The organism is Streptomyces sp. NPDC037288 (assembly GCF_055603265.1).
In genome coordinates, this window is the sequence record NZ_JBVJVY010000046.1 from 1 (window position 1) to 24246 (window position 24246).

Here is a 24246-nt window from a genome sequence, read left to right on the forward strand (position 1 = left end):
CTCGGTGGTGGGGGTGGGGGGGGGGGGGGGGGGGGGGGGGGGGGGGGGGGGGGACCGCCCCCCCCCCCCCCCCCCCCCCCCCCCACCCTCCTGACGGCCCGGACCGTCCTTCGGACGGCTCAGGCCACCAGCGTGGCGGCGGGCCGCTCCGCCGCGTCGAGCAGGTCCATCAACGTGGCCCGGGCACGGGCCACTCGGGAGCGGACCGTGCCGACGGGACAGTCGCTGACCTCGGCGGCCTCCGCGTAGGGCAGGCCGAGCAACTGGGTGAGGACGAACGCCTCCCGGCGCTCGTCCGGCAGACAGGCCAGCAGGTCCAGCAGGGCGATGCCGTCGTCGAACCCGGGCAGGTCGCGCGGCTGGACCGACTCGACCGCCAGTTGCCAGTCCGCCACGTCGGACAGCCTGGGCCGCGCGGCGGCGTGCCGGTAGCTGTCGATCACCGCGCGACGCGCGATGGACAACAGCCAGGCACGCGCCGAGGAGCGGCCCTCGAAGCGGTGCAGGCTGCTGATCGCCCGCAGGAACGTGTCCTGCGCGAGGTCGTCGACGGCCTGGGGATCGGTGCAGAGGTGGGCGACGAAGCGCTGGACGTCTCGGTGCAGGGCACGGACGAAGTGCTCGACCGCGTCCGCGTCGCCGCCACGGGCGGCCAGCGCCCAGGCGGTTATCGACTCGTCGGCGGATACCGCCGGGTCGCACGCGGTCCGGGATGCGGGCAGGACAGGAGTGATCACCTGGTGTCCTTCTCGGGTCAACCGTGACCGGACCGGGGCGCGGCTGAGCGCGGACGGTCCGGTGAGTGAGGAGACGGTCCTACGACGCGTGGCACCACAGCACGGGGCTGCGGCCGGATCGCCATGGCACGGCGGAGTGCCACGGCACGGAGGTGCTGTGGCACGGGCGTGCCACGACACGCGCGCGGACGTACGACCGTGGCCCGAGGCGCACAGGGGCGGCCCCGGGATACCGGCTGTCTTCAGACGACAGCGGTCCCCACGGGAGGCCCGCGCGAGGTGATCGCGTGGATGAGGAGATCGAGGCTCGGCGCCCGTTCGGAACGGGGCCGGCGCAGACGCCGGTCCGGGCGGTCGCCGGTGGCGGGCAAGGCCGCCAGCAGCAGCCGCAGCGGCGCGGCCAGCCGTCCGGCCACGGTCCGCAGGATGCGGAACGCCGCCTTCTCGCCGTACGCCAGCCAGAGTCCGGTGAACAGCGCGGCCAGCAGGTGGGCGGCCAGCATCCCGGACGACGAGGTGCCGCCGCCCATGGAGTGCCCCATGTGCGGCATGGCGCTCATTGACATGTGCCCCATGTGGGCCATGTCCATGGAGTCCATCGGCATCGACCCCATGTCCATGCCGGTGCCCATGGCCGTGCCCGCGTGTCGGGACGCCGCGGACGGAGTGCTCCCGGATGCCGACTGGGCGAGCGAGAACGCCGAGTGCAGTGCCGTCTGGGCGGCGACCACGAGCGGGACGATCAGCCGCGGCCCGCGCTCACGGCCCGTCAGGCACCAGCCCACCGAGCCGGTGCCGGCGAGGCCCGCGGCCAGCGCCCAGGCGGGAACGTCCTGGCCGGACATGAGGACGTGGCCGAGGGCGGCGAGCACGACACAGACGGCCGCGAACACCGCGGCCCGTACCGTGCGCGAACACCACCCTGTTGTCATCCCGCCCCATCCTCGCATCCCGGCTTTCGCCGTCATACGGAGGTACGGATACTGCCCCGCCGTCACACTCACCGTACCGGAGGTGACACACGTCACCCATATGTGCGGGAACCGGCAGGTCGTCGCACCCGACTTCTACGGCAGGGGTCCTGTGGGATCGTCAGAGGGCGCCGTCGCCCGGTCGGACCACCACCGCGAGTGTCCTGACCGCGCCGCTGCGGGCGAAGTGCAGCGTGAACGGCACGAGGTCGCCCGCGCGCCATCCGGGGCGCGCCTTCAGCGTCACGTCGAGGCCGCGCGGCGCCATGGACACCGCGCGGCCCGCGGGAACCGGCACGGAGTCCACCACGTCCCGGTAGGCGGTGGCGGAGCCGCTCATCCGGTGCCGGCTGAGGCCGGTCTCCCCGTCGGTACCGGGGGACGTCACCCGGAGCAGCCGGTCCTCCGCGCCACCGCTGTTGGTGATGACGAAGAAGGCAGCCGTCTCGGTGGTGCCGCCGTAGGGCAGCAGGACCCGCCCCGACGAGACGGCGATCCGGGCCGGCCGGCCCGCCTGGCCCGCCGTCACCCAGGTGGTCAGGCCGGCCAGCGCGACACTGAAGGCGGCCACGGGCGCCAGTGCGGCGAGCAGCGCGTCGGTCACCCGGCGACGGTCGGGACGCCACGAGGTGCCGGCCATGCCGTCGGCCGCTCCGGCCGCGTCGCCGGTCGTGCCGGCCACGTCATCGGTTGTGCTGGTGGTCATCGAGTGGTCCTCCGGGCGGGCGACGGCTGCCAGGCGCGCAGGCGCAGGCTGTGGCCGACGACCAGCAGGGAGCTGGCCGACATGGCCGCCGCGGCGAGCATCGGGGTGAGCAGGCCGGTCACGGCGAGCGGCAGCGTGACGAGGTTGTAGCCGAAGGCCCAGGCGAGGTTCGCGCGGATCGTGCCCAGCGTGCGCCGGGCCAGCCGCACCGCGTCGGCGAGCGCGTCGATGTCCCCGCGTACGAGGGTCACGTCGGCGGCGCCGATCGCGACGTCCGTTCCGCCGCCGAGCGCGATGCCCAGGTCGGCGTGGGCCAGGGCGGCCGCGTCGTTGACCCCGTCCCCGACGACCGCCACGCGGCAGCCCTGTTGCCGGAGTGCGCGCACCAGGTCGGCCTTGTCCTCGGGGGTGCAGCGGGCGTGGGTCTCCTCGATGCCCAGTTCCGACGCGACGGCGGTGGCGGGACCTTCGCGGTCACCGGTGGCGAGCACCGGGCGTATGCCGAGGCGCCGCAGCCGGTGGACGGCGCGGTAGCTGCCGGAGTGCACGGTGTCCCCCAGCTCCACCAGGGCCTCGGCGGAGCCGTCCACACGGACGAGGACGGACGTGTGGCCGGCGGCCTCGGCGGCAGGCAGCGCCGAGGCGAGCGGGCCGGGCAACGCGCCGTCGGGGGCGAGGACCTCGACCAACCGTCCCTCGACCCGGCCCCGCACGCCGAGCCCCGGTACGGCCCTGAACTCCGTCACCTCGGGCAGGGCCGGACCTCGTACCCGCCCGTCCCGGTCCGCACTCGCGGCGGTCGCACCCGGCGGTCGGGACGCGTTCTCCCGCGCGTACGCCGCGATCGCCCGGCCCAGAGGATGCTCCGAGCCCTGTTCGACGGCCCCGGCCAGGCGCAGAACCGTCTCCCTGCCGAGTCCGTCCGGTACGGGGGTGACCCGGGCGACGCTCATCCGGCCCTCGGTGAGCGTGCCGGTCTTGTCCAGGACGACCACATCGAGGTGCCGCAGCCCCTCCAGGGCCCGCGGACCGGTGACGAGCACACCGAGCTGGGCGCCCCGGCCCGTCGCGGCCATCAGCGCGGTCGGGGTCGCCAGTCCGAGCGCGCAGGGGCAGGCCACCACGAGCACGGCCACGCACGCCGTGACAGCCGCTTGCGGATCGGCTCCGGCACCCAGCCAGAATCCGAGCGTCGTGACGGCCAGCACCAGGACGACCGGTACGAAGACACCGGCCACCGCGTCGGCGAGCCGCTGCGCCCGCGCCTTGCCGGCCTGGGCCTCGGTGACCATCCGCGTGATGTGGGCGAGCCGGGTGTCGGCGCCGACCGCCGTGGCCCGTACGAGCAGCAGCCCGCCGCGGTTGACGGCGCCGCCGACCACCGCCGCGCCCGGCCCGGTCTCGACGGGCCGGCTCTCGCCGGTCACCAGGGAGAGGTCCACCGCGGAACTGCCCTCCGTCACCCGCCCGTCGGTGGCGACCCGCTCTCCGGGACGCACGACGAAGACCTGCCCGACACCCAACTCCTCAGCGGGGATGAGGCGTTCGGTGGAGCCTTCCCGTACGGCCACCTCCTTGACCGCGAGGTGGGCGAGCGCGCGCAGGGCCGCCCCGGTGCCCCGCCGGGCCCGGGCCTCCAGGTACCGGCCCGCCAGCACGAACAGGGGTACGCCGACGGCGGCTTCCAGGTAGAGGTGTGCGGGGCCGTCCGTCGCGGAGGGCACCAGCGCGAACGGCATGCGCATCCCGGGAGCACCGGCACCGCCGAGGAACAGCGCGTACGCCGACCAGGAGAAGGACGCCGTCACGCCGAGGGAGACGAGCGTGTCCATGGTCGCGGCCGCGTGCCGGAGTCCGCGCACCGCCCGCACGTGGAACGGCCAGGATCCCCACACGGCGACGGGCGCGGCCAGGACGAAGCACAGCCACTGCCAGTTCCGGAACTGCCAGGCCGGCACCATCGACAGGACCAGGACCGGTACCGCGAGCAGCGCGGTGACCAGGAGCCGGTCCCGTTCCCCGACGGCCTCCGACTCCTCGTCCTCAGCGTCCTCGTCTCGCCGTGTCCTGGCCGGCTCGGGCACCGCGGCCGGGTAGCCGGCCTTCCGCACGGCCTCGACGAGTTCGGCGGGGCGGATGTGCGGCGGATGGCTGACCCGGGCCCGCCCGGTGGCCAGGTTGACGGTCGCCGTGACACCGTCGAGCCTGCCGAGCTTCTTCTCGACGCGCTTGACGCAGGCCGCGCAGGTCATTCCGCCGACGGTCAGGTCGGTCGTCGTCAGGGGGACGGCGGACTCCGTGGTCATCGGCCGGCTCCCCCGTGCATCCCGCCCATGTCCATGCCGCCGTCGCCCGCACCGCCGGATGTGGTGCCGTGCAGGCCGGGCGCGACGGGTCCGGCCGCCGCGCCGACGGCGTACGCCACCGTGAACATCAGCGCCAGCAACAGGAGGAAACCGCACAGGGCGGGCGGCGGTACGGCCTTGCGCCACACCTCTGCCGAGCCGGATCGCCGGGGCTCGTCCCTCAACTGCCTCTCCTTTTCCTGCCGTTGAGCGGCAGCCGGACGGCGCCGCGACGATTCAGAGGTCGGGCCGCGGGCGGCGCGAGTTCCCGGCGAGGCGTGTGGCTCCTGTCACTGGACGGGCGCCCGGGATCCGCGGCAGCCGCTTGCGCGGCACCGACACCATCGCGCGCGCCTCGGCCGGTGACGACTTGCCGTCCTCCGTCTGCGTCGACCGGGAGACGGCCGCCGGTCCGGCTCGGCAGGCCTGCACACGCGTGGTGCACCCGCGCGGCGGCCCTTCATCTTCACGGCACCCGAGCCCTCACGGACCGCGAGGTGACCCGGGCACTGGGCCGCGCCCTGCACCGCCCGACGCCCGCCGCCGCCCCCGGCGAGCGCGTGCGGGGCCGGAAACCGGCCGCGGCGCCCAGTGCGGGAACGTCCGCCGCGCGGGAACATGGGCATCCGGGCGCCCGCGGCGGCTCTGGGCGCAGGACGGGTGACGAGGAGGATGCCGTGTGCCGACTGTTCGGGCTGATCAGCTCCCCGCTGCGCACGCACGCCACGTTCTGGCTGCTGGACGCTCCCGACAGCCTCAGCGCGCAGAGTCACCGCGAACCCGACGGCACCGGACTCGGCTACTTCGACGCGGACGGCACACCCGAGGTGCACAAGGCACCGATCGCGGCCTATGAGGACCGCGTCTTCGCCAGGGAGGCCCGGGAAGTCGAGTCGGCGACCTTCCTCGCGCACATCCGGTACGCCTCGACCGGCGGGCTGGACGTGCGCAACACACATCCCTTCGAGCAGCAGGGACGGCTGTTCGCCCACAACGGTGTGATCGAAGGACTGGACGACCTCGACCGCCATCTGGGCGAGGACCGCGCGCTGGTGCACGGCGACACCGACTCCGAGCGCTTCTTCGCCCTGGTCACACGGGAGACCGCGGCACGCGGCGGGGACGTGTCCGCCGGCCTCGAGTCCGCGGCACGCTGGGTGGCCGGGAACCTGCCCGTGTTCGCGCTCAACGTCGTCCTCGTCACCGCCCGGGAGCTGTGGGCGCTGCGCTATCCCGCGACCCACGAGTTGTACGTCCTGCGGCGCCCGGCGGGCGGTCACCAGGGCTCACGGCATCTGGACCACGCCGGCCGGGGCGGTCATCTGCGGGTGCGCTCGGCGCATCTGGGTGAGCGTCCGTCCGTCGTCGTGGCCAGCGAGCGCATGGACGAGAGCCCGCACTGGCAGCTCATGGCGCCCGGCGAACTGCTCCACGTCGGCCCCGACCTGCGGGCGGCCTCCCGCATCGCCCTCGCCGATCCCCCGGCCCACCCCCTCACCCTGTCCGACCTGCGCCCCGAAGCGGCGGCCTCCCAGCGGCCCGCGTAGCCCGGCGCCCAGTGATCCGACTCACCGACTCAAGACTTGCGCAAGCCGTAAAATTTCCGTCGTGGAGACTACCGAAGTGACGGGTTGGGAGACCGCCGTGCTCGACGGAGGGCCGGCGGCCGGGCTGCGGATGAAGGTCTCCGACCGGCCGCGCGTGATCCAGGTGACATACCCCTGCCCGGTCGAGGCCGCACCGCCCGGCGGCATACGCGCGGAGGCGGTGTACCTGTACCGCCGCGACTACACCGTCACCAGCGAGCCGCTGCGGTACGGCTTCGACGTCGCCAGTCCCTGAACCAGCCCCTGACCGGCGGGAGGCATCCGAGGCGGACCCCACCGCCGGCGGTCAGGCGTCCGAGTCGGGCTTGCCCCGCGCCGCCTCGTAGGCCTGGGACGGTGTCATGGAGACGCCGTTGAGCTCGACCGTCTTGTAGGGGCTGACCTTGGCGCAGGTCTTGGCCTGGTCGGCGGTGGAGGCGTGGGCGTTGGAAACGGCGGCCTGGGTGTCGGCGGGCGCGGGCGAGGAGCTGCCGCCCGGGTAACCGGTGCCGCTGGGCCAGTCGCTGCCGATCACCAGGGTCAGGCCCGTGCCTGTGCCCTGCTTCAGGTGCGCGGAGGACAGACCGAGCGCCTTGGCGACCGTCTTCGCCTCGTCATTCTGACCGGTGCCGTAGGTGAGCGTGGTGGTGGTCGCGGGGCTCGGCGCGTTGGCGGTGGTCGTGGCGGAGCTGAAGCCCTGGTCGGTCAGCGCGGTCGCGACGTCCGAGGCACGTCCGGTGACCGAGGTGCCGTTCTCGACCGTGACGGCGATCCGTGACGCCGGTACGGCCGGGGCGGTGGCCTTCGCGGTCGCCGAGGCCGCCGCGGACTTCTTGCCGGAGCCCGTGGTCAGCGACTGGTCGCCCGCGATGGTGGAGAACAGGCTCTTGGCGCCCGCGCCCACGACCACCCGGTCCTTGTTGTTCGGGTCCTGGGCGGTCTGCATCGTCGTGAACGTCATCCGTTTCGTCGGCACCTTGTTCACGTCCGACGCGAGCGAGATCAGCTTCTTCACGGTGCCCAGGCCGTCGTCCACGGTCAGCGCCTTGGTCGCGGCGTCGGCGAGGTCGTAGACCGCGCTGGGGTCGGTGAGCGTGCCCGCGCTCTTGAAATTGCGGATCATCGCGCTGAGGAAGATGTGCTGCGAGATCGTACGTCCGAGGTCACTGCCGTCGCCGAAGCCGTGCCGGGAGCGGACGAACTCCAGCGCCGCGACGCCCTTGAGGGTGTGGGTGCCCTTGGACAGCTTCAGGTGCGAGTAGGTGTCGTAGACGTTGTCGCTGACACAGACGGAGACGCCGCCGACCGCGTCGGACATCTTCACGACGCCGGAGAAGTCGAGCTTGACGAAGTGGTCGATCGGGATGCCGGTGAGCTGGTGGACGGTGGCCACCTGGCAGGCGGGGCCGTACTGCAGGGCACTGTTGATCTGGCCGTAGTAACCGGACGTGGACTGCCCCGTCTCACTGTTCTTGCAAGCCGGGACCTTGGTCATGGTGTCCCGGGGGATGCTCATCACCGTCGCGTTGGAGCGGTCGGCGGATATGTGCACCACCATCTGCACGTCCGCGTTGCTCCCGGTCTGTACGCCGGTCTTCGAGCAGCCGCCGCCGAGCCTGCAGTCGGCCGCGCTGGTGCGGCCGTCCGAGCCCATGACCAGGATGTTGATCGGGGTGCGGCCGAAGGCGTCGGCCTTCTCTGAGCCGCCCTTGCCGTCGAGCGCGACGCTGTGGATGTTGCCGTTCAGGTGCTCGTAGAACCACCAGCCGACGCCGGCCGTGACCACGATGAGGGTCGACAGGCCTATCGCGAGGATCTTCAGCACTCGCCTGCCGCGGCCCGCCGTGCGGCCCCGGCGGTGCCCCCGCCTGCCGCCGCCCGAGCGGGCAGCCGCCCGGACCGCGGCCCGGCCGCCCGGCGGACGCGGCCCGTCGGGCTCGGCCGCTCGCTGTCCGGGCACCCGCGCGCTACGGCTCCGGGTGGCCTGGCCGGCGGGCCCGTCCCACGGGTCGCTCATCTCCCACTCCCCTGAACGGTCTGACCGTCAGGCCGGGCCGTGCGGCGTACGGCCGGGCCCGCGCGGCGATGGACGGGCGGGCGAAGCACGCGGCTCCGCCTTGCTTGCGTAGTTGCGCAATCTAACAAACCCGTGGCCCGAGCAGCACAGATCCACCCACGATTCACGGGTGAGGCATCTCATGTGACGGAACGCGGCCCCCGGGACGGTACGGGAGCGGGAGTCTACGCGCCCTGTACAAGAAAGGACCCGGATGTGAGTGAGAACGGCCGATGCCGTCAGCCGCCGATCCTGCGCAGGCCCTGGACGGGGAGCGAGGCGTGCCGCGAGCGGGCGGTCAGCTGCCCGACCATCACGCGGACCAGGGTGACGACGTCGGGGTCGTCGATGTAGTAGACCTGCCGGCGGCCCTCGCGGCGGGAGCGGACGAGTCCGGCGAGCTTCAGCTTCGCCAGGTGCTGGCTGACCGCGGGCAGCGCACCGCCCACCCGGTCGGCGAGACGGGTGACATCGCTCTCGCGCTGTGACAGGGCCCACATCAGGTGCAGCCGGGCGGGCGAGGCGAGCAGGCCGAACGCCGCGGCGGCCTCCGCGAGCACCTCGGCGGGAGGGTCCTGGAAACCAGCGGCGTTCTCCGTCACGGCCCTCTCCCGTCCCCGCCCTCGTCACAGCCGACGCACACGCGCCCACCCAGTGTAGGCGTCCGGGTTCCGGGGGCGGGCCCCGCCGGTCAGTCCTCGTAGTAGTTGTTGACCACGACCTCCGGCTCGTCGTCGTCGAACGCCTCGTTCAGCAGCGCGCCACCGATGAGGCCCGCCGCGCCGGCCCCGATGAGCGCGCCCGCGCCGAAGCGCCGGCCGCCACCCTGCTGCTGGTGGTCATGGTCGTGGTCCGGGTACGACTGTGCGTACCCCTGCTGGGGATAGCCCGGCTGATACCCCTGCTGCGGATACCCCTGCTGAGGCGGGGTGTAGAACGGCGGTGCCGTGGTCTGGACACGCTGCGCGCAGGCCCCGCAGGCCTGGACCGGCCGGGGCACGCCCCACTGCGGGAACCAGGTCACGGTCAGGGTGCCGGGGCCGTGCTGGGGGTCGAAGAAGCAGGTCATGGCGGAACTCCCGGTGAGTTGCGGGGATGTGGTGCGGGCCGGGACCGGCGGGGCGGCGACCGGTGGATTCAGCGGGGCGGGCGGCACGTACGCAGCGGCGCCCGTCTGCGGTGGGGTGACCGGGGCTGGGCCCGGAGGGGTGCCCGGGGCCGGGCCCGGTGCGGGGCTCGGGGCCGGATTCGAGGGCGTGTCCCGCAGCACGGTGACGCCGTAGTCGGTGGCGATGCCGGCGAGCCCCGACGCGTAACCCTGGCCGACGGCACGGAACTTCCAGTCCGCACCGTGCCGGTACAGCTCGCCGAAGACCAGCGCGGTCTCGGTCGACAGGCCGCCCGGCGCGAGGTCGTAGCGGGCCAGTTCGGTGCCGCCGTCCTCGTCGAGGACGCGGATGTGCGCCCGGCGCACCTGCCCGAAAGCCTGGCCCCGGCTCGCACCCTCGTAGAGGGACACCAGGAAGACGATCTTCTCGACCCGGTCCGGGACCCCGGTCAGGTCGACCTGGATCCGCTGGTCGTCACCGTCGGCCGGTCTGCCACCACCACCGTGGCGGACCGAACCGTCTGGACTGCTCAGGTTGTTGAAGAAGACGAAGTGCTCGTCGGACAGCACCCTGCCCGACGCGTCGCACAGCAGGGCGCTGGCGTCCAGTTCGCACCCGGTTTCCGCCTGCCAGCCCAGTCCGACCGTCACAGCGGTCAGCCCGGGGGCCTGTTTGCCGAGCGACACGTTGCCGCCCTTGGTCAGGGACACACTCATCCACGCCCTCCCCAGCCGCTCACACATCCCGCATCCGTCATGGTCAACGCCTCTGAGTCCCTCTCAGTTCCTCGATTGCGCAATGTCTTAATCATGTACCAGTACCTCGACGGACCATCACCAACTGCCGACTCCGCTCGCCCGGCCACCTCACCAGCCCCCTAGGCTTGCGCAAACAAGCAATTCACGTGTCGGTGTCCGGCGCATTCGGCGCGGATCCCGACCCGACTGGAGGACAACACCGTGGGCATCATCGGCTGGATCATCCTCGGCCTGCTCGCCGGAGCCATCGCCAAGGTGCTGCTGCCCGGCCGCGACCCGGGCGGCCTGATCGGCACCACCCTCATCGGCGTCGCGGGCGCCTTCATCGGCGGCTGGCTCTCCGCCCGTTTCCTCGACCGCCCGGTGGAGAAGCACTTCTTCGACCTCTACACCTGGGGTGCGGCGATCGGCGGCTCCCTGGTGCTGCTCATCGGCTACCGCATCCTCTTCGGAGACTCCCGCGACTGATCCGACTTGGATCTACAGTACTGTAGAAGTAAGAAGTCGTGCGGCAGTGCCTGCCCCCATCCGCCAAGGACGCGTCAGAGGCCTGTTGTTGCGGTTTTCCCTTGCACCCCTGTGACGAGTCGTGGGCTAAGCTGCAGCATTTTCATCCCTACGGATGAATCGGCGGATGGATGTCCGGACTCCTCCCCCTCTGTGCGGTGTGCTGGGCCACGTAGCCCTGACGCCGTCACAGGGACCGTCCGTACAAGGACAGGGGGAGCGGGACCGTATGGGTGTCTTCGTTCTGTGCGCGTGGCTGCTGACCGCCGGTCTCGGCGGGTACCTCGCCGCGGTGTGGGTCCGGCACGGCGGACTGCGGCAGCGCACGCCCGGTGTGACACGACTGCCGTTGTGGCTCGTGCTCGGCCATGTGGCCCTCGCCGTGGCCGGACTCGCCGCCTGGACCGCCTATGTGGTCGGCGGGGTGCGGAGTTCGGCCTGGGCCGCCTGCGCGGTCGTGCTGGTCGTGGCCGCGTTCGGTTTCATGATGCTGCTGCGCTGGCTGCCCAGTTCCGGCCGCCACTCCCACGGCGGCGCCACGGCCGAGCGGCACTTCCCGCTCACGGCCGTGGTCGCCCACGGTACGACCGCCGGCGCCACCGTACTGCTGGTGCTCCTCGTCGTACTGGACAAGGTGTGAGCGGTCGTGGCGTGCTGGTTCACCTCCCGGCGGCCCGGCGGCGTACGGCCGGCACCGGCATGCATCCACGGCCGGATCCTGGGCAGCCGCCACGGAGAGGCAACCTCAGGTCAGGGATCGCCGAACGAGGACGAGGAACGCGTGGCAGACACCGCAGACACCTACGAGCCGGCAGCACATGACCGGCTGAGCATCAACCGTGCCACCGTGGACGGCATCACGGTCGTCACCGTGTCCGGCGAGATCGACTACCACACCTCCGATCTGCTCCGCCAGGCGCTGACACCCGAGGCCCCCGCGACGACGGCTCACACCGTCGCGGACTTCACGGGCGTCGCGTTCATGGACTCCAGCGGCATCAACGTCCTCATCGCCGCCCGCCAGGCCCACGGCCCGGCCGGCTGGCTGCGGCTGGCCGGCGTGCGCACGGCCGTCCTGCGGACCCTGGAGATCGTCGGCGTCACCGACCTCGTCGACTGCTACCCGACGGTGAGCGCGGCCGTGGCCGGCTGAGGCCGCCCGCGGCACGGCCGCGGCCGGACTCGCTGGGCACAAAGTCACCGGACGGTGGCTGGCGGCCCTGGTGAGGGGGCGGAATCCGTGGTGTGCTGGTAGTGGCGGGAAGGACCGAGAACAGACGCGGGGAAGCGGCTGGGAGCCGTGCACCGCGCAATCCGGATCCGCGAGAAGCGGGTGGCCCTTCCCGCCCTGTCGTTCCGTCTGGGTGCCGGCGCGGCTCCCCGCGTCAGCGGACGGCCGGGACGAGGACCGTGTCCGTGCGCTCCCCGTAGGCGGCCAAGCCCGCACAGCCCGGTGTGAGCCGCTCAGCCTCGTCCGCCGCTGAGGTTCCCCCACCGCGGCCCGATCTGCTTCCACTCCTCGTCCCACTCGGCCATGCGCCGCCGGATCAGCCGGCTGCGGACCAGCCAGCCCCCGGCCCAGACCGCCGCGCCGGCCGAGGGGGCGACGAGGGCGCCGGTGAGGGCCGCCTGCAGGTCCGCCGCGGCGCCGGTGACGGGCGCCGAGACCACGCGGCCGGCGCGGTTGGTCCACACGGTCACCTGGGATCCGGTGGGGGCGCCGGGCCGGACCTTCGCATGGTCGGTGTGGACCCTGCCGTGCTCGTCCGTCCAGCGCACGGCTGCCCATACCCGCCCGTCGTCGTAGCCGCTCCCCGAGGTCGGGGTCCTCGCCGCGCCGTCGATGAGCACGGCGGGCACGGCGTGCACCTGGGCCTGCCGGGCGGAGAACGCCGAGTCGGCGGTCTGCGCCGCCGCGAGACCGGCGACGGCCCCGCCGAACACGGCGAGCACCCAGGTCACGAGGACGATCCAGGCCTCGACCACGTCGCTGTGCCGCCTGAGCGGATTGCGTCGCCAGCGCCACAGCCGTACCCGGGCGACCGTCGTGGGAGGTGTCCGGTTCATCGTCACCGCCTCCTCTCGCGCACCGGCGGCTTCGCCGCACACTCCGCGTCCGCCGCACCGCGCGGGATCGCGCCGGGCGGGTGGTGGGCGGTCCCGGGGAGGTCTCGCGGGCCCGTCCGTGGAGTCCCACGACACCATCGTGCACCTCATTCCGGCAGAAGGCGGTGTGAGCGCCGAAGCGGGGCATATCGGCCTCGCGCGGACCCCCCGGCCGGCCCGCGGGGTCGGGACGTCCGGCCCTGCGACCGAGGACCGAAGGGCACTGGGCGGACGGCGGGAAGCCGGCGGACCGTTGGTTCAGGAGCGGCACCGACCCCCGCGGTGCCGCTCCGTCCCGAGGAGACGGTCACGCACCCCGGAGAAGCCAGCCATGATCCGTAACGACGCCCCGGCGCACCACCGCGTCGACCTGGACCCGGTCGAGGCGCTGCGGCTGCTGGGCAGTGTGTCCCTGGGGAGGATCGTCTTCACCCGGCAGGCGCTGCCCACCGTCCGCCCGGTCAACCACGTCCTGGACGACGGCGACATCGTCATCCGCACCCACGAGGGTGCGGCACTGACCGCGCACCCGCGGCAGGGCGGCGGCCAGGGCGTGGTGGTCGCCTACGAGGCCGACGCCCTCGACCCGGACACACACCTGGGCTGGAGCGTGGTGGTCACGGGCTACGCCCGGCTCGTCACGGACCCGGCGGACCTGGCCCGGATCCGGAAGCGGCTCGCCCCCTGGTCGTCGCAGGAGGGCATGGACCAGGCCGTGCGCATCCGCCCCTGCCTGGTCACGGGCGTGCTGCTCACCGACACGCCGGCCACAGCCGTCACGGCGCGGGGCCACGGACACTGAACGCCGTCCGGCGCCCCGGCCGCCGGGACCACTCCGGTACGACGGCTAGGACGGCGTGAGCGGGAGGTCGTCGGTGTAGGCGTTCACCGGCTGGGCGATGGGGCGGGTGTCCTTGACGTCGAGGGCCGCCTGCGCGGTCCTCGTGCCGAGGGCGCCCCGCCGGTGCCAGGTACCGGTCACCGCGAGCCAGGTGTTCGCGGGCGGCGCCTCGGTGCCGTACACGCGGACCTTGACGGACTGCGAGTCCGCCGCGCAGCACGTGAAGATGATGCGGGTCAGGTAGAAGCCGTCGTCGTCGTCCTCGGCGGGGGTGACGAAGCCCGTGAGCTGGACGATCCGGCTGCTGATGGCGCGGCTGCGGTCCTGTTGGACGCGTTTGGTGAAGTCGGTGAGGGTCAGGGGCAGTGGCGACGTCGCGGGCAGCGCGGCGAACCCCTTCTGCGCCGCGACGGGCTTGGTGCCGGAGCGTGCCGCGGTGTACGCGCCCAGGGCGGGCGGCGCGTAGAACAGCAAGCTGATCGCCGGTAGGAAGAGCAGCCAGGCGACGCGCGGGGTGCCGGTGTGGTCGTGGCCGTCATGGGCGGTGTGCCGGGGTTGGTCGCGTACGGCCGCCGCGGCCAGGCCGAGCAGCAGGAGGACGGCACCGGAGACGATCAGCAGCGGGCGCAGACCGGCCTTGACGTAGCGCAGGTAGATGTCGGTGAAGAGAGCGGTGTGCAGCAGGCCGGTGCCGGTCAGCGTCAGGAGCAGGGTCTGGACGGGGCGTTTCACAGCAGCGCGCCTCCGATCAGTGCGCTCGCGGCAATCGCCACGACGGTGGTGGCCGTGGAGAACCGCCAGGCGAAGGCCCGCCCGAAGGTGCCCGCCTGAAGGGCGATCAGCTTCAGGTCGACCATGGGGCCGACCACCATGAACGCGAGCCGCGCCGTCGGCGAGAACCCGGTGAGGGAGGCGGCGACGAACGCGTCGGCCTCCGAGCAGACCGCCAGGAGCACGGCGAGCCCGGCCAGGAAGAGCACGGAGAGCCAGGGCGAGCCGGAGAAGGCGTCGAGGACGGAACGCGGCACGGCGACGTTGAAGGTGGCGGCGGCCATGGCACCGAGGACGAGGAAGCCGCCGGCGTGCAGGAAGTCGTGCTGGAATCCGAGCCGGAACTCGTTCCAGCGGCTGCGGCCGTGCTCGTGGCCGGTGTGCCGGTGCCGCAGGACCGGCCGCAGCCACTCCTCCTTGCCCAGCCAGAGCCACAGCCAGCCCATCACGGCCGCGGCGGCGAGGGAGGCGAGCAGCCGGGCGGCGACCATCGCGGGGTTGCCCGGGAAGGCGACGGCGGTGGCGGTCAGCACGACGGGGTTGACGGCGGGCGCGGAGAGCAGGAAGGCGAAGGCGGCGGCCGGCGTGACTCCCCGCCGGATCAGGCTGTGGGCGACGGGGACGGAGGCGCACTCGCATCCCGGTAGCACCGCGCCCGCGACACCGGCGACCGGCACGGCGAGAGCGGGCCGCTTCGGCAGGACCTTGGTGAACAGTCCGGCCGGCACGAACGCGTTGATGGCACCGGACAGGGCGGTGCCGAGCAGGAGGAAGGGCAGGGCCTGGACGGTGATGGCCAGGCAGACGGTGCGCCAGGCCTGGACGGCCGGCTGGTTCAGCCACCGGGCGCCGACGAGGAGCAGCACGGCCGCGGCGCCGGCCGCGATCGTGAGGGCGGCGCCGAGCGGCCACGGCCGGATGCGGTGTACGGGCGGCGAGCCGACGGGGACGACCGCCACGCCGTCGACCACATCAACCAATTCATCCGATTTTTCCATTATCACTCCGGATGTCGGTGTCTGGCCGACGATAAGCGAGACACGCGGTCCGGCCGCGCGTACACGCCGCCGCATGACCGGCTCATGCGCCGCAATGCGTCCCATTGGCGGCGTCGGTGGTGCCGGCGGCGTCGGTGGCTCTTCTCACAATTCACCGCCACAGGGTGGGAAGGTGACGGCTGCCACTTCGCCCGGTGCACGTTTTGTTTACGTTCGGGGCCATGCCGTCTCGCCCCTCCCCCACCACCGCACGCACACGGACCGGTGTTCTCCTGGCCTCGGTCGGGGCCCTCCTCTCCGCCGGCGCCCTGCACCCGGCCGCGGCCGCCTCCGCTCCGGTCGCGTCCCCGCACGCCACAGCCGCCGTGCTCGACCTGGACGGAACCGGCCGCACCCCCGTGGTGCACGGGAAGGACAGCGCGTACGACACCGCCAGCATCGTCAAGGTCGACATCCTCGCGGCACTGCTCCTCCAGGCCCAGGACGCGGGACGGCGGCTCACCGCCGACGAACGCGGGCGCGCCGAGCCGATGATCGAGCGTAGCGACAACACGGCGGCCAACGCGCTGTGGCGGCAGATCGGCCAGGCCCCCGGGCTGGCCGCCGCCAACAAGCGGCTGGGGCTGACCGCGACCACCGGTGGGCCCGGCGTCAGGTGGGGGCTGACGCGGACGACCGCAAGCGACCAGATACGGCTGCTCAGGGCCGCGTTCGACAGCGGTACGCCGGCCAAGTCCGGCTCCGGCGGGCTGACCGCGGAGTCCCGGGCCTACATCCGTACCCTCATGGGTCACGTCGTCCCCGAGCAGAGCTGGGGGGTCTCCGCGGCCGGCGGCTCCGGCTCCCCTCGGGCGCTGAAGAACGGCTGGCTGCAGCGCAACACCTCCGGACTGTGGGACGTCAACAGCGTCGGCCAGGTCACCGTGAAGGGGCACCGCTACCTCGTCGCGGTCCTGTCGAACGGCAGTGCCTCGATGGGTGACGGGATCTCCCTGGTGGAGAAGACCGCCCGCCAGGCCGTCGTGTGAACCCGCCCCTCCTCACCGGTCCACCGGGCGGCGCGGGCGGACGAGGGCGGTGCCGGTGAGCGCCGCCAGAGCGGCCAGACAGAGCCAGGCGAAGGTGTCCCCGACGCGGTCGTAGACCGTGGTGACGCCTCGCACGGGCACGTAGGCGATCCGCGCCGCGGCCGACGGCGAGTCCGTGCTCGCCCCGAGCGTCACCCGGCGTCTGATCGACACCGTCACCGCGCTGCCGCCCGCCCTCCTCGGCCCCGCGCCGGCCCCCGCACCGGAGGCCGGCATGCTCACCGAGCGCGAGGTCCAGGTCCTCGTGCTGGTCGCGCGGGGACTGTCCAACGCACGGATCGCCGCGGATCTCGGACTCAGCGAGGCGACCGTCAAGAGCCGGGTCAACCGCATCCTGACCCGGCTGGGTCTTGAGAACCGGGTGCAGGCCGCCCTGTTCGCCCATCGTGCCGGGCTCGCCGCGGACGCGGCGCCCCTCAGGCCACTTCGGCCACCGGCCGGCGCCGACGGCTGACGCGGCCGGGGCCGGCACCTCGCGCGGGCCTGCCTTCCTCTCCTCCTGTTCCGCACGACGTGTCCGCCGCGGTGGCCCAGGGGGCTGTTGCGAGGACCCCGCCGCCGGTGCGGCCGTCGAACGGGCCGGACCGCTCGGCGAGGCCTTCGCGTGCGACCACCGGGCCCGCGCGCTCACCGAGTGGCGATGGCCGGGGGTGGGGCTCACCCCGTGGGCCGCTCCGCCGCGCGGCTGCGCGTGGGCCCGTTTCCGTCGTGGCCGGTCAGCCGACGGTCAGGGAGAACGGTCCGGCCAGGACCGAGTAGCCGTCGTTGGCGAGGTAGTACACGTCGTACTTCCCCGCTCCGCTCAGTTTGCCGGTCGGGAAGGTCAGGGCACCGCTGGCGTTCGGGGCGTAGGACCAGGTGAGTGCGGACTGCTTGCCCGGGGTGACGCCCGCCGGGTAGACGCCGATCCAGTTCCTGGTGTTCACCTGGGCCGCCGACGGCACCGAGTAGCGGAAGGTGACGTTGCCGCCGCCCGCGACCGCGTTCAGGTCGCCGGTGAGCGTGGGTGTGCTAGCGCCGGACGGTGCGAACGCGGCGTTGAGCGGTGTCGCGTAGGTGTCGTTGGCCGTGAGACCGGGCAGGCCGAGGGCCGCCTCGATGGTGCGGCCGATGCCGTAGTGGTCGTAGTGCAGTGGGCTGCTGGTGCCGGCCGGGACGGTGCCCCGGGAGCCGACGAGGGTGGTGACGATGTGGTTGTAGCCCTCGTTCGCGCTCTCGTCCCAGGTGAGCACGAGCAGCGAGCGCTGCTGGGTCCAGGCCGGGGAGGCGAGGACCGGGGCGAGGGTCTGCTTCAGCCAGCCGTCCTGTGTCTTCAGGCTGGTGGCGTTGCCGTTGCCGGAGGCCTCACCGTCGTAGTAGTCGTCGGCGGCGATCCAGGAGAAGTCGGGTGTGGTGGCCGCGGACTTCAGGTCGGTGGTCAGCTGGGTGGTGTCGAACAGGTGGGCCGCGCAGCGCGTGGCGTCACCGCTGATGTCGGTGTAGTTGATGAAGGGCGCGTCGTCGGGTTCGTAGTAACTGTCGTTGTTGTTCTTGGTGTTGCAGGGGGTGCCCATGCCCTGCTCGTAGGCCTTCCAGGTCTTGCCGGCCGCTTCGACGGTGTCGCCGAGGTTGCGCTGGGGGGAGTTGATGTCGGGGAAGTAGGTGGCGCCCTTGGCGTAGGTGTCGCCGCCGGCGATGGCGAGGTAGTTCTCGTCGCTCGGGTGGTAGACGCCGTGGAAGTCGGTGAGCGTGGCGCCCTGGGTCATGAGGCCGTGCATGTACGGCGTGTCCGTCGGGTCGTTCATGACCTCGGAGTAGTCCGTGTTCTCCATCATGACCATGAACACGTGGTCGTAGCCGGGGACCTTGGAGACGGGCGGCGTGAGCGGGGCGGGCGCGGTGACCGGGGTGTCCAGGGTGAGGGAGAGGTTGTCGAGGTAGCCGGTCTCGCTGGTCGTCGACAGGAACTGCACCTCGACCTGGACGGACCGGGTGCCGGCCGGCACCGCGCCGGTGGTGCTGCGGGAGAGGAACGCGGTGGCGTGGCCCCGGTCGCCGGCGGACACGGTGGGCAGCTTGGCGGTGGCGCCGACGGGGCGGCCGCCGGCGTCGTGGAAGTGCAGGCTCACGGCGGCGTATCCGCTGTAGGTGGTCCAGCCGCCGAGCCAGCCGGAGAGGTCGTAGTGCACACCGCCGCCGTCGATGGCGGCGGCGGCCGAGGAGACGTCGACGGTCTGGCTCATGGAGCCGTCGCCGAAGTTGCCGGGCCCGAAGAACGCCTTGCCCGGTGTCCCGCCGTCGCTCGGCAGCCCGAAGGAGGCGACGCTGTGACACATGACGTCCGGTCCGCCGGCCTGGGTGGTCCAGCCGGGGGCCGTGGTGGCCGCCGCCCAGTCCTGGGTGCAGTAACCGCCGCTCTCCGCATCGCCGTTGACGATCAGGTTGCCGCTGCTCCCGGCCGCCCGGGCGGGGGCGGGGGCGGCGACGATCAGTGCGCCGAGGAGGGCCAGGAGCCCGCCGAGGGATCTCCAGCGCAGTCGCATACGTGGTACCTCGTCCTGTGGGTGAGGATGCCGTGAGGGGTGATGTCCGCACGGCCTGACTGTGCGCAACGAACGGGACATGAGTACGGGACGACGCTGTCGAGCGGAAGAACCGCGACCAAACTTGACCAGACAAGTTGGGGGCCGCGCGTGGCTCGGTCCGCGGCGAGGGCGGTGCCGGGCTTTTCGGTCGCGCCGGAAGGGGCACGCGGTGGGGGTACGACTTCCGAGTGGAGGGGCGGTGGCACCATGGGCGAGTACGAACGGTCCCGCACGATGCCCGCACAGCCCGAGCAGGTCTTCGACCAGGCGGCCAACCTCGGCCAGCTCGACGCGTGGCTCCCGGACGCCCTGCACGTGGACGCCGAGGACCCGCCCGCCGTGACCGTGCACGAGGACACCTCCGGCGAGGACATGCCCGCGCTGCTGCGGGCCGAGCCCGACCAGATGCGGCTGGAGTGGGGCACCCGGGAGCAGGGCAGCTACGCCGGGTGGCTGCAGGTGGCCGGGATCGGCAGCGGAGCCAGCGAGGTGACGGTGCACCTGTCGTTCTTCGACGACGGTCACGACCCCGGGGAGCAGGCGGTGTACGACGCGCTCGACGGGAGCCTCAGGCGCCTGGAGGAGCAGGTGCGCATACGCGTCGACAACCCGGCCGGCTGAGATGCCGGAGTCGGTGACCTGGTATCCGCTGAGCCTCACCACTCCGGTCAAGCAGCACGTCTTCGGCGGGCGGGCCCGCACCGAGCGGCTGGGCCGCACGGGTCTGCCGGCGGGTCCCGTGCGGACACCGCCCGCCGCCGACGTGAGGACCTCGTCGACCAGGAGCCGGCTCCCGGGCCCGCACCCGCGGTGGACGACACGCTCCAGCTCTACTTCCGGTGCGCCCTCATGGACCCGCTGCCGCGCCGGCTCGACTCGTTCGCCCTGGGCGGTATGTATCTGCCGGCCGAGTCGGAGGCACGGATCGGCGGCGACTTCTACGAGGCGCTGCCCACGCCGTACGGCACGCGGATCGTGATCGGCGACGTACGGGGCAAGGGGCTGGAGGCCGTCGGCGCCTCGGCGACCCTGCTCGGCCCGTTCCGGGAACTGGCTTGGGGGGAGCCGTCGTTGACGCGGGTGGCGGAGCAACTGGACGAACGGGCCCGTCGGCACATCGCCGCGCTGGACGGCGCATCGGACCCGGGCGAGCCCGGCGGAGACGACACGGGCGCGCTGTTCACGGAACGGTTCGCGACGGCGCTCCTGGTGGAGTTCCCGCCCGGCGAGCCCGTGGCCCGCATCGTGCACTGCGGCCACCCCGAGTCGTACGTCGTCCACGCGGGCGAGGTGAGGCCGTACGAGCCCGACCGGCCCGGCGCGCCGCTCGGGCTGGGCGATCTGCTGGAGGCGGAACCGGTCGCCCAGACCGTTCCGTTCGTGCCGGGCGACCGCCTCGTGCTGTACACCGACGGGTTCATCGAGGGCCGCGACCGCCGGGGCCGCTTCCACGACCTGGCCGCTCCTGTGCGCGCGCACGCCGGCCGGCCGCTGGAGGTGATGGTGGCCGCCCTGCGCCGCGAGCTCCTGCACCACGTGCACGGCGACCTCGACGACGACGCGCCCCTGGTCGCCCTGGAGCGCCTGCCGTGAGAGGCCGCGCAGTCATGTGAACCGGGTCAACCGCTGGTCACCGCGTCGCCGCAAGGGCAAGGGCGCCGGCCGCCAACGCGAGGAACAGGCCCGGGAACGCGATGTTGTGGAACACCCGCGCCCGCACATGGGCGGTCATCGCCCCGAGGTAGAACAGCACCAGGCCGACGCCTGCCGCGACCCCCAGAAGGCGTACCCCCAGCAGACCGAGGAGCAGACCGGCCGCTCCGGCCGCCTTCAGCAGGGCCAGCGAGGGCAGCCAGGCGGGGGCCACGCCGACTTCGGCGGAGTTGGCGCGCACGAACGGCGCCTTCACGAGGTCGGCCGCCGCGATGCCGGCGTTGGCCAGGACCGCGGCGCAGGTGACGGTCACATGGACGAGTTCCACGACAGCAGGCCTTCCGAGCGAAGGGGCGGCCCGGCGGACATGCCCGAGATGCCCCCAGGTGTGTCTCCACCCTCCTCGGAAGGTCGGCGTGACGTCCAATACCAGGGTCTATAACCTGCCGGAATGGACGTCGACACGCGGCTGTTGCGGTCCTTCCTCGCCGTCGCCGAGGACGGCAGCCTTACCCGCGCCGCCGAGCGTGTGTTCGTCTCCCAGCCCGCCCTGACCAAGCAGGTCCGGCAGCTGGAGACCCGGCTCGGCGTACGGCTCTTCGACCGCTCGCGCACCGGCATGGCGCTCACCGACGCCGGCCGTGAACTCGCGCGCCGGGCCCCTGCGGTGCTCGCCGCCTGGGACGACGCCCTGCACGCCACGAAGGCCGCCGGCCGGCGGGCCGCGCGCGTCCTGCGGGTGGGTTTCCTCGCGAGCGCGGCCAACGAGGCGACCCGGGAGATCGTCGCGGAGTTCGCCCGGCGGCGCCCCGGGTGGCGTGCCGAACTGCGGCAGGCGGCCTGGTCGAACCCGAGCGCGGGGCTGGCCGACGGCGAGGTGGACGCGGCACTGCTGCGCCTGCCCTTCCCGGGTCAGGCCGCCCTGCGGGTGGAGGTGCTGTTCAGCGAGGCGCGGTGGGTGGCGCTGCCGAGCGGGCATCCGCTCGCCGGGCGCGCCGAGATCGCCTTCCGCGAGCTGTGGGACGAGCCGTTCGTCGCCGCGCCCGAGGAGACCGGCGCGTGGCGCGACCACTGGCTGGCCGCCGACGAGCGCGAGGGCCGCCCGGTGCGCGTCGGCGCGGTCACCGAGCAGCCCGACGACTGGCTGAGCGCGATCGCCAACGGGTACGGCGTCGCGCTCGCCCCCGAGTCCGCGGCGCGGTTCTACTCCCGCCCGGGCGTGGTCTACATCCCGGTCACCGGAGTGAGCCCGACGCGGGTGGGCGTGGCTTGGGCAGCGTCCGACGACCGCAATCCGGTCGTACGGGACTTCGTCCGCTGCTGCCTGGACCTCGCACGGCCTGCCTGAGGGATGGCCCGGACGGCTGACCCAGGACCGGGGATCAGTGCCCGGCGCCGTTCTCGCCCAGCTTCCCGACGAGGTCCTGCGCCTGGTCGACGGCGGTGTCGAAGGTGTCGCTGTGCTTGCCCCCGGTCCTGTCGTCGAGGAGGTCGCCGGCCTTCTCCAGACCGTCGGCGATCTTGTCACCGTGTGCCTCGGCGATGTCCTCGGCCTTGTCCTTGAGGTTCTTCAGGGCGTCGAACACGTCGGGTTCCTCTCCCTCGGTCGTGGGCGGACCCGGAACATGCTCCCCACGCGCACGGCGACGGGGAAGGCGGCTCCGCGCGGCGTGCGAGGCATCGGGAGCGGGAGCGGCGCGCGACACCCGCCGGACGCGCCGCTATCCCCTGCTCGGCGCAACGGCAGTGCGCCGGAGGGGCGAGCGGCCGTGACGGGTGTGACCGTGGTGGAAGGCATGTACGAACGGACCCTGACGAGGAGGCGGCATGTCGGTCGGAACCGGCGAGTACGGCGCGGCGCTCGCCGCCCTGGTGGACGGCGAGGACGTCGGCGTGGCGTGCGGCGCCTTCGAGCAGGTCGGGGCCGTCGCCGACGCCGTGCTGTACGAGGGGTATCTGCTCTACCCCTACCGCCGGTCCTCGCCGAAGAACCGGGTCCGCTGGCAGTTCGGCGTGCTGCTGCCGCGCACCTGGGTGGAGCGGGACGGGCCGGTCACGCCGGGGATCTCCGGCTCCGCGGACTCGTGGTACCAGCAGACCGAGTGCCTGCTGCGGGCACCGCGCGCCGACGCGGTCGTCCGGATCCGGGTGCGGTATCTGCAGATGCAGGACAAGCGGGTCGAGGAGGCCGGCGCGGACGGACGGCACCACCCGGTGGAGTCGTTGCGGACGGCCGACGGCGCCGCGCATCTGTCGTTCGAGGAGGCGGTGCCGCACGAGTCGGAGCTGGTGCTGCCGCTGGCGGAGCTGCTGCGCGGCGGTCGTACCGCCCTGGTGGGGGCGCCCGGCGGCGCGGAGTCCGATCCGCTGCCGGACGGTGCGGGGCGGACGGTACGGCGGCGCCGGGAGGTGCGGGCCGCGACGACGGTGGTGGCCGAACCGCTCGCGCCGGAGTTGTACCGGCTGCGCGTACGCACCGAGAACACCGGCGAGGCACTGGATCCCCGGGCCCCCCGCCACGAGGCACTGCGGCAGGCGCTGATCGCCACCCACACCCTCATGGGCGGGGACGGCGTGGAGTTCGTGTCCCTGGTCGATCCGCCCGACGGCCTGGCGGAGCAGGCGCGGGGGTGCCGGAACGCGTTCACGTTTCCCGTTCTCGGCGGCCCGCCCGCGCGGACGGGGACCGCCGGCATCATGCTCTCCGCCCCGATCATCCTCCCCGACCATCCCCAGGTGGCGCCGGAGAGTCCCGGGGATCTGCACGACGCCGCGGAGATCGACGAGATCCTCACGTTGCGGACCATGCTGCTGACCGACGAGGAGAAGGCCGAGGCCCGGGCCACCGATCCGCGCGCCGCACGGATCCTCGACCGGGTCGACACCATGCCCCGGGAGGTCTTCGAGCGCCTGCACGGCGCGATCCGTTCCCTGACGCCGGTGCCGCCGCCCGCCGAACGGCCCGCGTGGTGGCGGGAGGGCGACGACGGGCTGTCCCCGGCGACCGACACGGTGCTCGTGGACGGGGTGTCCGTCGGCGGCGGCAGCCGGGTGCGGCTGCGCCCGCGCGGCCGGGGCGCCGACGCGCAGGACATGTTCCTGGACGGGCGGACGGCGCGGGTCGCCGCGGTCTTCCACGACGTCGACGGCAGCGTCCACCTGGCGGTCACGGTCGACGACGACCCGGCCGCCGAACTGCACGGCTGGTACGGCCGTTTCCACTACTTCCGGACCGACGAGGTCGAGCCGCTCACGGGCGTCGACACGGCGGACCCCGCGGTCCCCGGGGGATCGCCCGGGCCGCGTTCCCCGCGGCCACAGCGTCCGGCCGACCGGCCGGAGGAGCGAGGGCGCGACGGACGCCCCTGAGATGCCGACCCACGACCAGCGCATGCCCGAGCGGCTGTTCCGCGCCTGTGACGCGGCAGCCCACGACCCACTCCGAGACCG

At 73.1% G+C, this 24246-nt stretch carries 26 protein-coding genes and 1 pseudogene; 12 read left to right on the forward strand and 15 right to left on the reverse strand.

Annotated elements, in window-relative coordinates; all coding sequences use genetic code 11:
* Positions 1 to 119 precede the first annotated feature (119 nt).
* From ACZ7GZ_RS34925 to ACZ7GZ_RS34945, 5 genes are all read right to left on the reverse strand, one after another.
* Entirely contained in the window at positions 120 to 737 is a 618-nt protein-coding gene (locus ACZ7GZ_RS34925) for a sigma-70 family RNA polymerase sigma factor (RefSeq protein ID WP_471030509.1), read from the reverse strand.
* A 242-nt stretch (positions 738 to 979) separates the two neighbouring features.
* Positions 980 to 1669, reverse strand: a complete 690-nt coding sequence (locus ACZ7GZ_RS34930; RefSeq protein ID WP_471030512.1) for a hypothetical protein — start codon at positions 1667 to 1669, stop codon at positions 980 to 982.
* A 160-nt stretch (positions 1670 to 1829) separates the two neighbouring features.
* Positions 1830 to 2348, reverse strand: coding sequence for a copper chaperone PCu(A)C (locus tag ACZ7GZ_RS34935; RefSeq protein WP_471030629.1), 519 nt, complete (start codon positions 2346 to 2348; stop codon positions 1830 to 1832).
* Between the two features lie 62 nt (positions 2349 to 2410).
* A complete protein-coding gene (locus ACZ7GZ_RS34940) occupies positions 2411 to 4720 on the reverse strand; it encodes a heavy metal translocating P-type ATPase (protein ID WP_471030513.1) in 2310 nt (769 codons plus the stop codon).
* A complete protein-coding gene (locus ACZ7GZ_RS34945) occupies positions 4717 to 4944 on the reverse strand; it encodes a hypothetical protein (RefSeq protein WP_471030515.1) in 228 nt (75 codons plus the stop codon). The genes ACZ7GZ_RS34940 and ACZ7GZ_RS34945 overlap by 4 nt, the downstream gene beginning before the upstream one ends.
* 492 nt (positions 4945 to 5436) lie before the next feature.
* Here ACZ7GZ_RS34945 and ACZ7GZ_RS34950 point away from each other — a divergent pair, with 492 nt between their 5' ends.
* Positions 5437 to 6306, forward strand: a complete 870-nt coding sequence (locus ACZ7GZ_RS34950; protein WP_471030517.1) for a class II glutamine amidotransferase — start codon at positions 5437 to 5439, stop codon at positions 6304 to 6306.
* Positions 6307 to 6367: 61 nt separating this feature from the next.
* Positions 6368 to 6601: a hypothetical protein gene (locus ACZ7GZ_RS34955; RefSeq protein ID WP_471030519.1), complete on the forward strand. Its 234-nt coding sequence runs from the start codon at positions 6368 to 6370 to the stop codon at positions 6599 to 6601.
* Between the two features lie 51 nt (positions 6602 to 6652).
* Here the strand turns inward: ACZ7GZ_RS34955 and ACZ7GZ_RS34960 are convergent, their stop codons facing one another.
* The 3 genes and pseudogenes from ACZ7GZ_RS34960 to ACZ7GZ_RS34970 all read right to left on the reverse strand — a co-directional run.
* Entirely contained in the window at positions 6653 to 8362 is a 1710-nt protein-coding gene (locus tag ACZ7GZ_RS34960) for an LCP family protein (RefSeq protein WP_471030521.1), read from the reverse strand.
* Between the two features lie 278 nt (positions 8363 to 8640).
* Positions 8641 to 9003: an ArsR/SmtB family transcription factor gene (locus ACZ7GZ_RS34965; RefSeq protein WP_471030523.1), complete on the reverse strand. Its 363-nt coding sequence runs from the start codon at positions 9001 to 9003 to the stop codon at positions 8641 to 8643.
* Between the two features lie 665 nt (positions 9004 to 9668).
* Positions 9669 to 10226: pseudogene (locus ACZ7GZ_RS34970) on the reverse strand (TerD family protein); the annotation flags it as partial.
* 243 nt (positions 10227 to 10469) lie between these two features.
* On the opposite strand from ACZ7GZ_RS34970, the gene ACZ7GZ_RS34975 reads away from it, so the two are divergent.
* From ACZ7GZ_RS34975 to ACZ7GZ_RS34985, 3 genes are all read left to right on the forward strand, one after another.
* Positions 10470 to 10736 (forward strand): GlsB/YeaQ/YmgE family stress response membrane protein, encoded by a 267-nt coding sequence (locus ACZ7GZ_RS34975; RefSeq protein WP_471030525.1) that lies wholly within the window; start codon positions 10470 to 10472, stop codon positions 10734 to 10736.
* Positions 10737 to 11004: 268 nt separating this feature from the next.
* Entirely contained in the window at positions 11005 to 11415 is a 411-nt protein-coding gene (locus ACZ7GZ_RS34980; protein ID WP_471030527.1) for a hypothetical protein, read from the forward strand.
* 141 nt (positions 11416 to 11556) lie between these two features.
* Positions 11557 to 11928, forward strand: coding sequence for an STAS domain-containing protein (locus ACZ7GZ_RS34985; RefSeq protein WP_471030530.1), 372 nt, complete (start codon positions 11557 to 11559; stop codon positions 11926 to 11928).
* A 311-nt stretch (positions 11929 to 12239) separates the two neighbouring features.
* Here ACZ7GZ_RS34985 and ACZ7GZ_RS34990 read toward each other — a convergent pair whose 3' ends face one another.
* Positions 12240 to 12842 carry an Rv1733c family protein gene (locus ACZ7GZ_RS34990; RefSeq protein WP_471030532.1) on the reverse strand — a complete coding sequence of 201 codons (603 nt, stop codon included), beginning with the start codon at positions 12840 to 12842 and terminating at the stop codon, positions 12240 to 12242.
* A gap of 370 nt (positions 12843 to 13212) precedes the next feature.
* On the opposite strand from ACZ7GZ_RS34990, the gene ACZ7GZ_RS34995 reads away from it, so the two are divergent.
* The gene (locus ACZ7GZ_RS34995) at positions 13213 to 13683 is read left to right on the forward strand and encodes a pyridoxamine 5'-phosphate oxidase family protein (protein WP_471030534.1); all 471 of its coding nucleotides are present in this window, start codon (positions 13213 to 13215) and stop codon (positions 13681 to 13683) included.
* Positions 13684 to 13728: 45 nt separating this feature from the next.
* On the opposite strand, the gene ACZ7GZ_RS35000 is transcribed toward ACZ7GZ_RS34995, so the two are convergent.
* Complete coding sequence (locus ACZ7GZ_RS35000) at positions 13729 to 14454, reverse strand: TIGR03943 family putative permease subunit (protein WP_471030537.1); 726 nt, start codon at positions 14452 to 14454, stop codon at positions 13729 to 13731.
* The gene (locus ACZ7GZ_RS35005; protein WP_471030540.1) at positions 14451 to 15491 is read right to left on the reverse strand and encodes a permease; all 1041 of its coding nucleotides are present in this window, start codon (positions 15489 to 15491) and stop codon (positions 14451 to 14453) included. The genes ACZ7GZ_RS35000 and ACZ7GZ_RS35005 overlap by 4 nt, the downstream gene beginning before the upstream one ends.
* 221 nt (positions 15492 to 15712) lie before the next feature.
* Between ACZ7GZ_RS35005 and ACZ7GZ_RS35010 the strand changes: the two genes are divergently transcribed.
* Positions 15713 to 16519, forward strand: a complete 807-nt coding sequence (locus tag ACZ7GZ_RS35010; protein ID WP_471030542.1) for a serine hydrolase — start codon at positions 15713 to 15715, stop codon at positions 16517 to 16519.
* A 12-nt stretch (positions 16520 to 16531) separates the two neighbouring features.
* On the opposite strand, the gene ACZ7GZ_RS35015 is transcribed toward ACZ7GZ_RS35010, so the two are convergent.
* Positions 16532 to 16660, reverse strand: coding sequence for a hypothetical protein (locus ACZ7GZ_RS35015; protein WP_471030544.1), 129 nt, complete (start codon positions 16658 to 16660; stop codon positions 16532 to 16534).
* 34 nt (positions 16661 to 16694) lie between these two features.
* Between ACZ7GZ_RS35015 and ACZ7GZ_RS35020 the strand changes: the two genes are divergently transcribed.
* Positions 16695 to 17033 carry a response regulator transcription factor gene (locus ACZ7GZ_RS35020; RefSeq protein ID WP_471030546.1) on the forward strand — a complete coding sequence of 113 codons (339 nt, stop codon included), beginning with the start codon at positions 16695 to 16697 and terminating at the stop codon, positions 17031 to 17033.
* 262 nt (positions 17034 to 17295) lie between these two features.
* Here the strand turns inward: ACZ7GZ_RS35020 and ACZ7GZ_RS35025 are convergent, their stop codons facing one another.
* Positions 17296 to 19101: an alkaline phosphatase family protein gene (locus tag ACZ7GZ_RS35025; RefSeq protein ID WP_471030549.1), complete on the reverse strand. Its 1806-nt coding sequence runs from the start codon at positions 19099 to 19101 to the stop codon at positions 17296 to 17298.
* 249 nt (positions 19102 to 19350) lie between these two features.
* Here ACZ7GZ_RS35025 and ACZ7GZ_RS35030 point away from each other — a divergent pair, with 249 nt between their 5' ends.
* Together ACZ7GZ_RS35030 and ACZ7GZ_RS35035 are read left to right on the forward strand one after the other, a co-directional pair.
* Positions 19351 to 19764, forward strand: a complete 414-nt coding sequence (locus ACZ7GZ_RS35030) for an SRPBCC family protein (protein ID WP_450802485.1) — start codon at positions 19351 to 19353, stop codon at positions 19762 to 19764.
* A gap of 189 nt (positions 19765 to 19953) precedes the next feature.
* Positions 19954 to 20736: a PP2C family protein-serine/threonine phosphatase gene (locus ACZ7GZ_RS35035; protein ID WP_471030551.1), complete on the forward strand. Its 783-nt coding sequence runs from the start codon at positions 19954 to 19956 to the stop codon at positions 20734 to 20736.
* Positions 20737 to 20773: 37 nt separating this feature from the next.
* Here the strand turns inward: ACZ7GZ_RS35035 and ACZ7GZ_RS35040 are convergent, their stop codons facing one another.
* Positions 20774 to 21124, reverse strand: a complete 351-nt coding sequence (locus tag ACZ7GZ_RS35040; RefSeq protein WP_471030554.1) for a DoxX family protein — start codon at positions 21122 to 21124, stop codon at positions 20774 to 20776.
* A gap of 123 nt (positions 21125 to 21247) precedes the next feature.
* Between ACZ7GZ_RS35040 and ACZ7GZ_RS35045 the strand changes: the two genes are divergently transcribed.
* Positions 21248 to 22144: a LysR family transcriptional regulator gene (locus ACZ7GZ_RS35045; RefSeq protein WP_471030556.1), complete on the forward strand. Its 897-nt coding sequence runs from the start codon at positions 21248 to 21250 to the stop codon at positions 22142 to 22144.
* Between the two features lie 34 nt (positions 22145 to 22178).
* On the opposite strand, the gene ACZ7GZ_RS35050 is transcribed toward ACZ7GZ_RS35045, so the two are convergent.
* Positions 22179 to 22382: an antitoxin gene (locus ACZ7GZ_RS35050; RefSeq protein WP_471030557.1), complete on the reverse strand. Its 204-nt coding sequence runs from the start codon at positions 22380 to 22382 to the stop codon at positions 22179 to 22181.
* Between the two features lie 241 nt (positions 22383 to 22623).
* On the opposite strand from ACZ7GZ_RS35050, the gene ACZ7GZ_RS35055 reads away from it, so the two are divergent.
* Positions 22624 to 24165: a hypothetical protein gene (locus ACZ7GZ_RS35055; RefSeq protein WP_471030559.1), complete on the forward strand. Its 1542-nt coding sequence runs from the start codon at positions 22624 to 22626 to the stop codon at positions 24163 to 24165.
* Positions 24166 to 24246 lie beyond the last annotated feature (81 nt).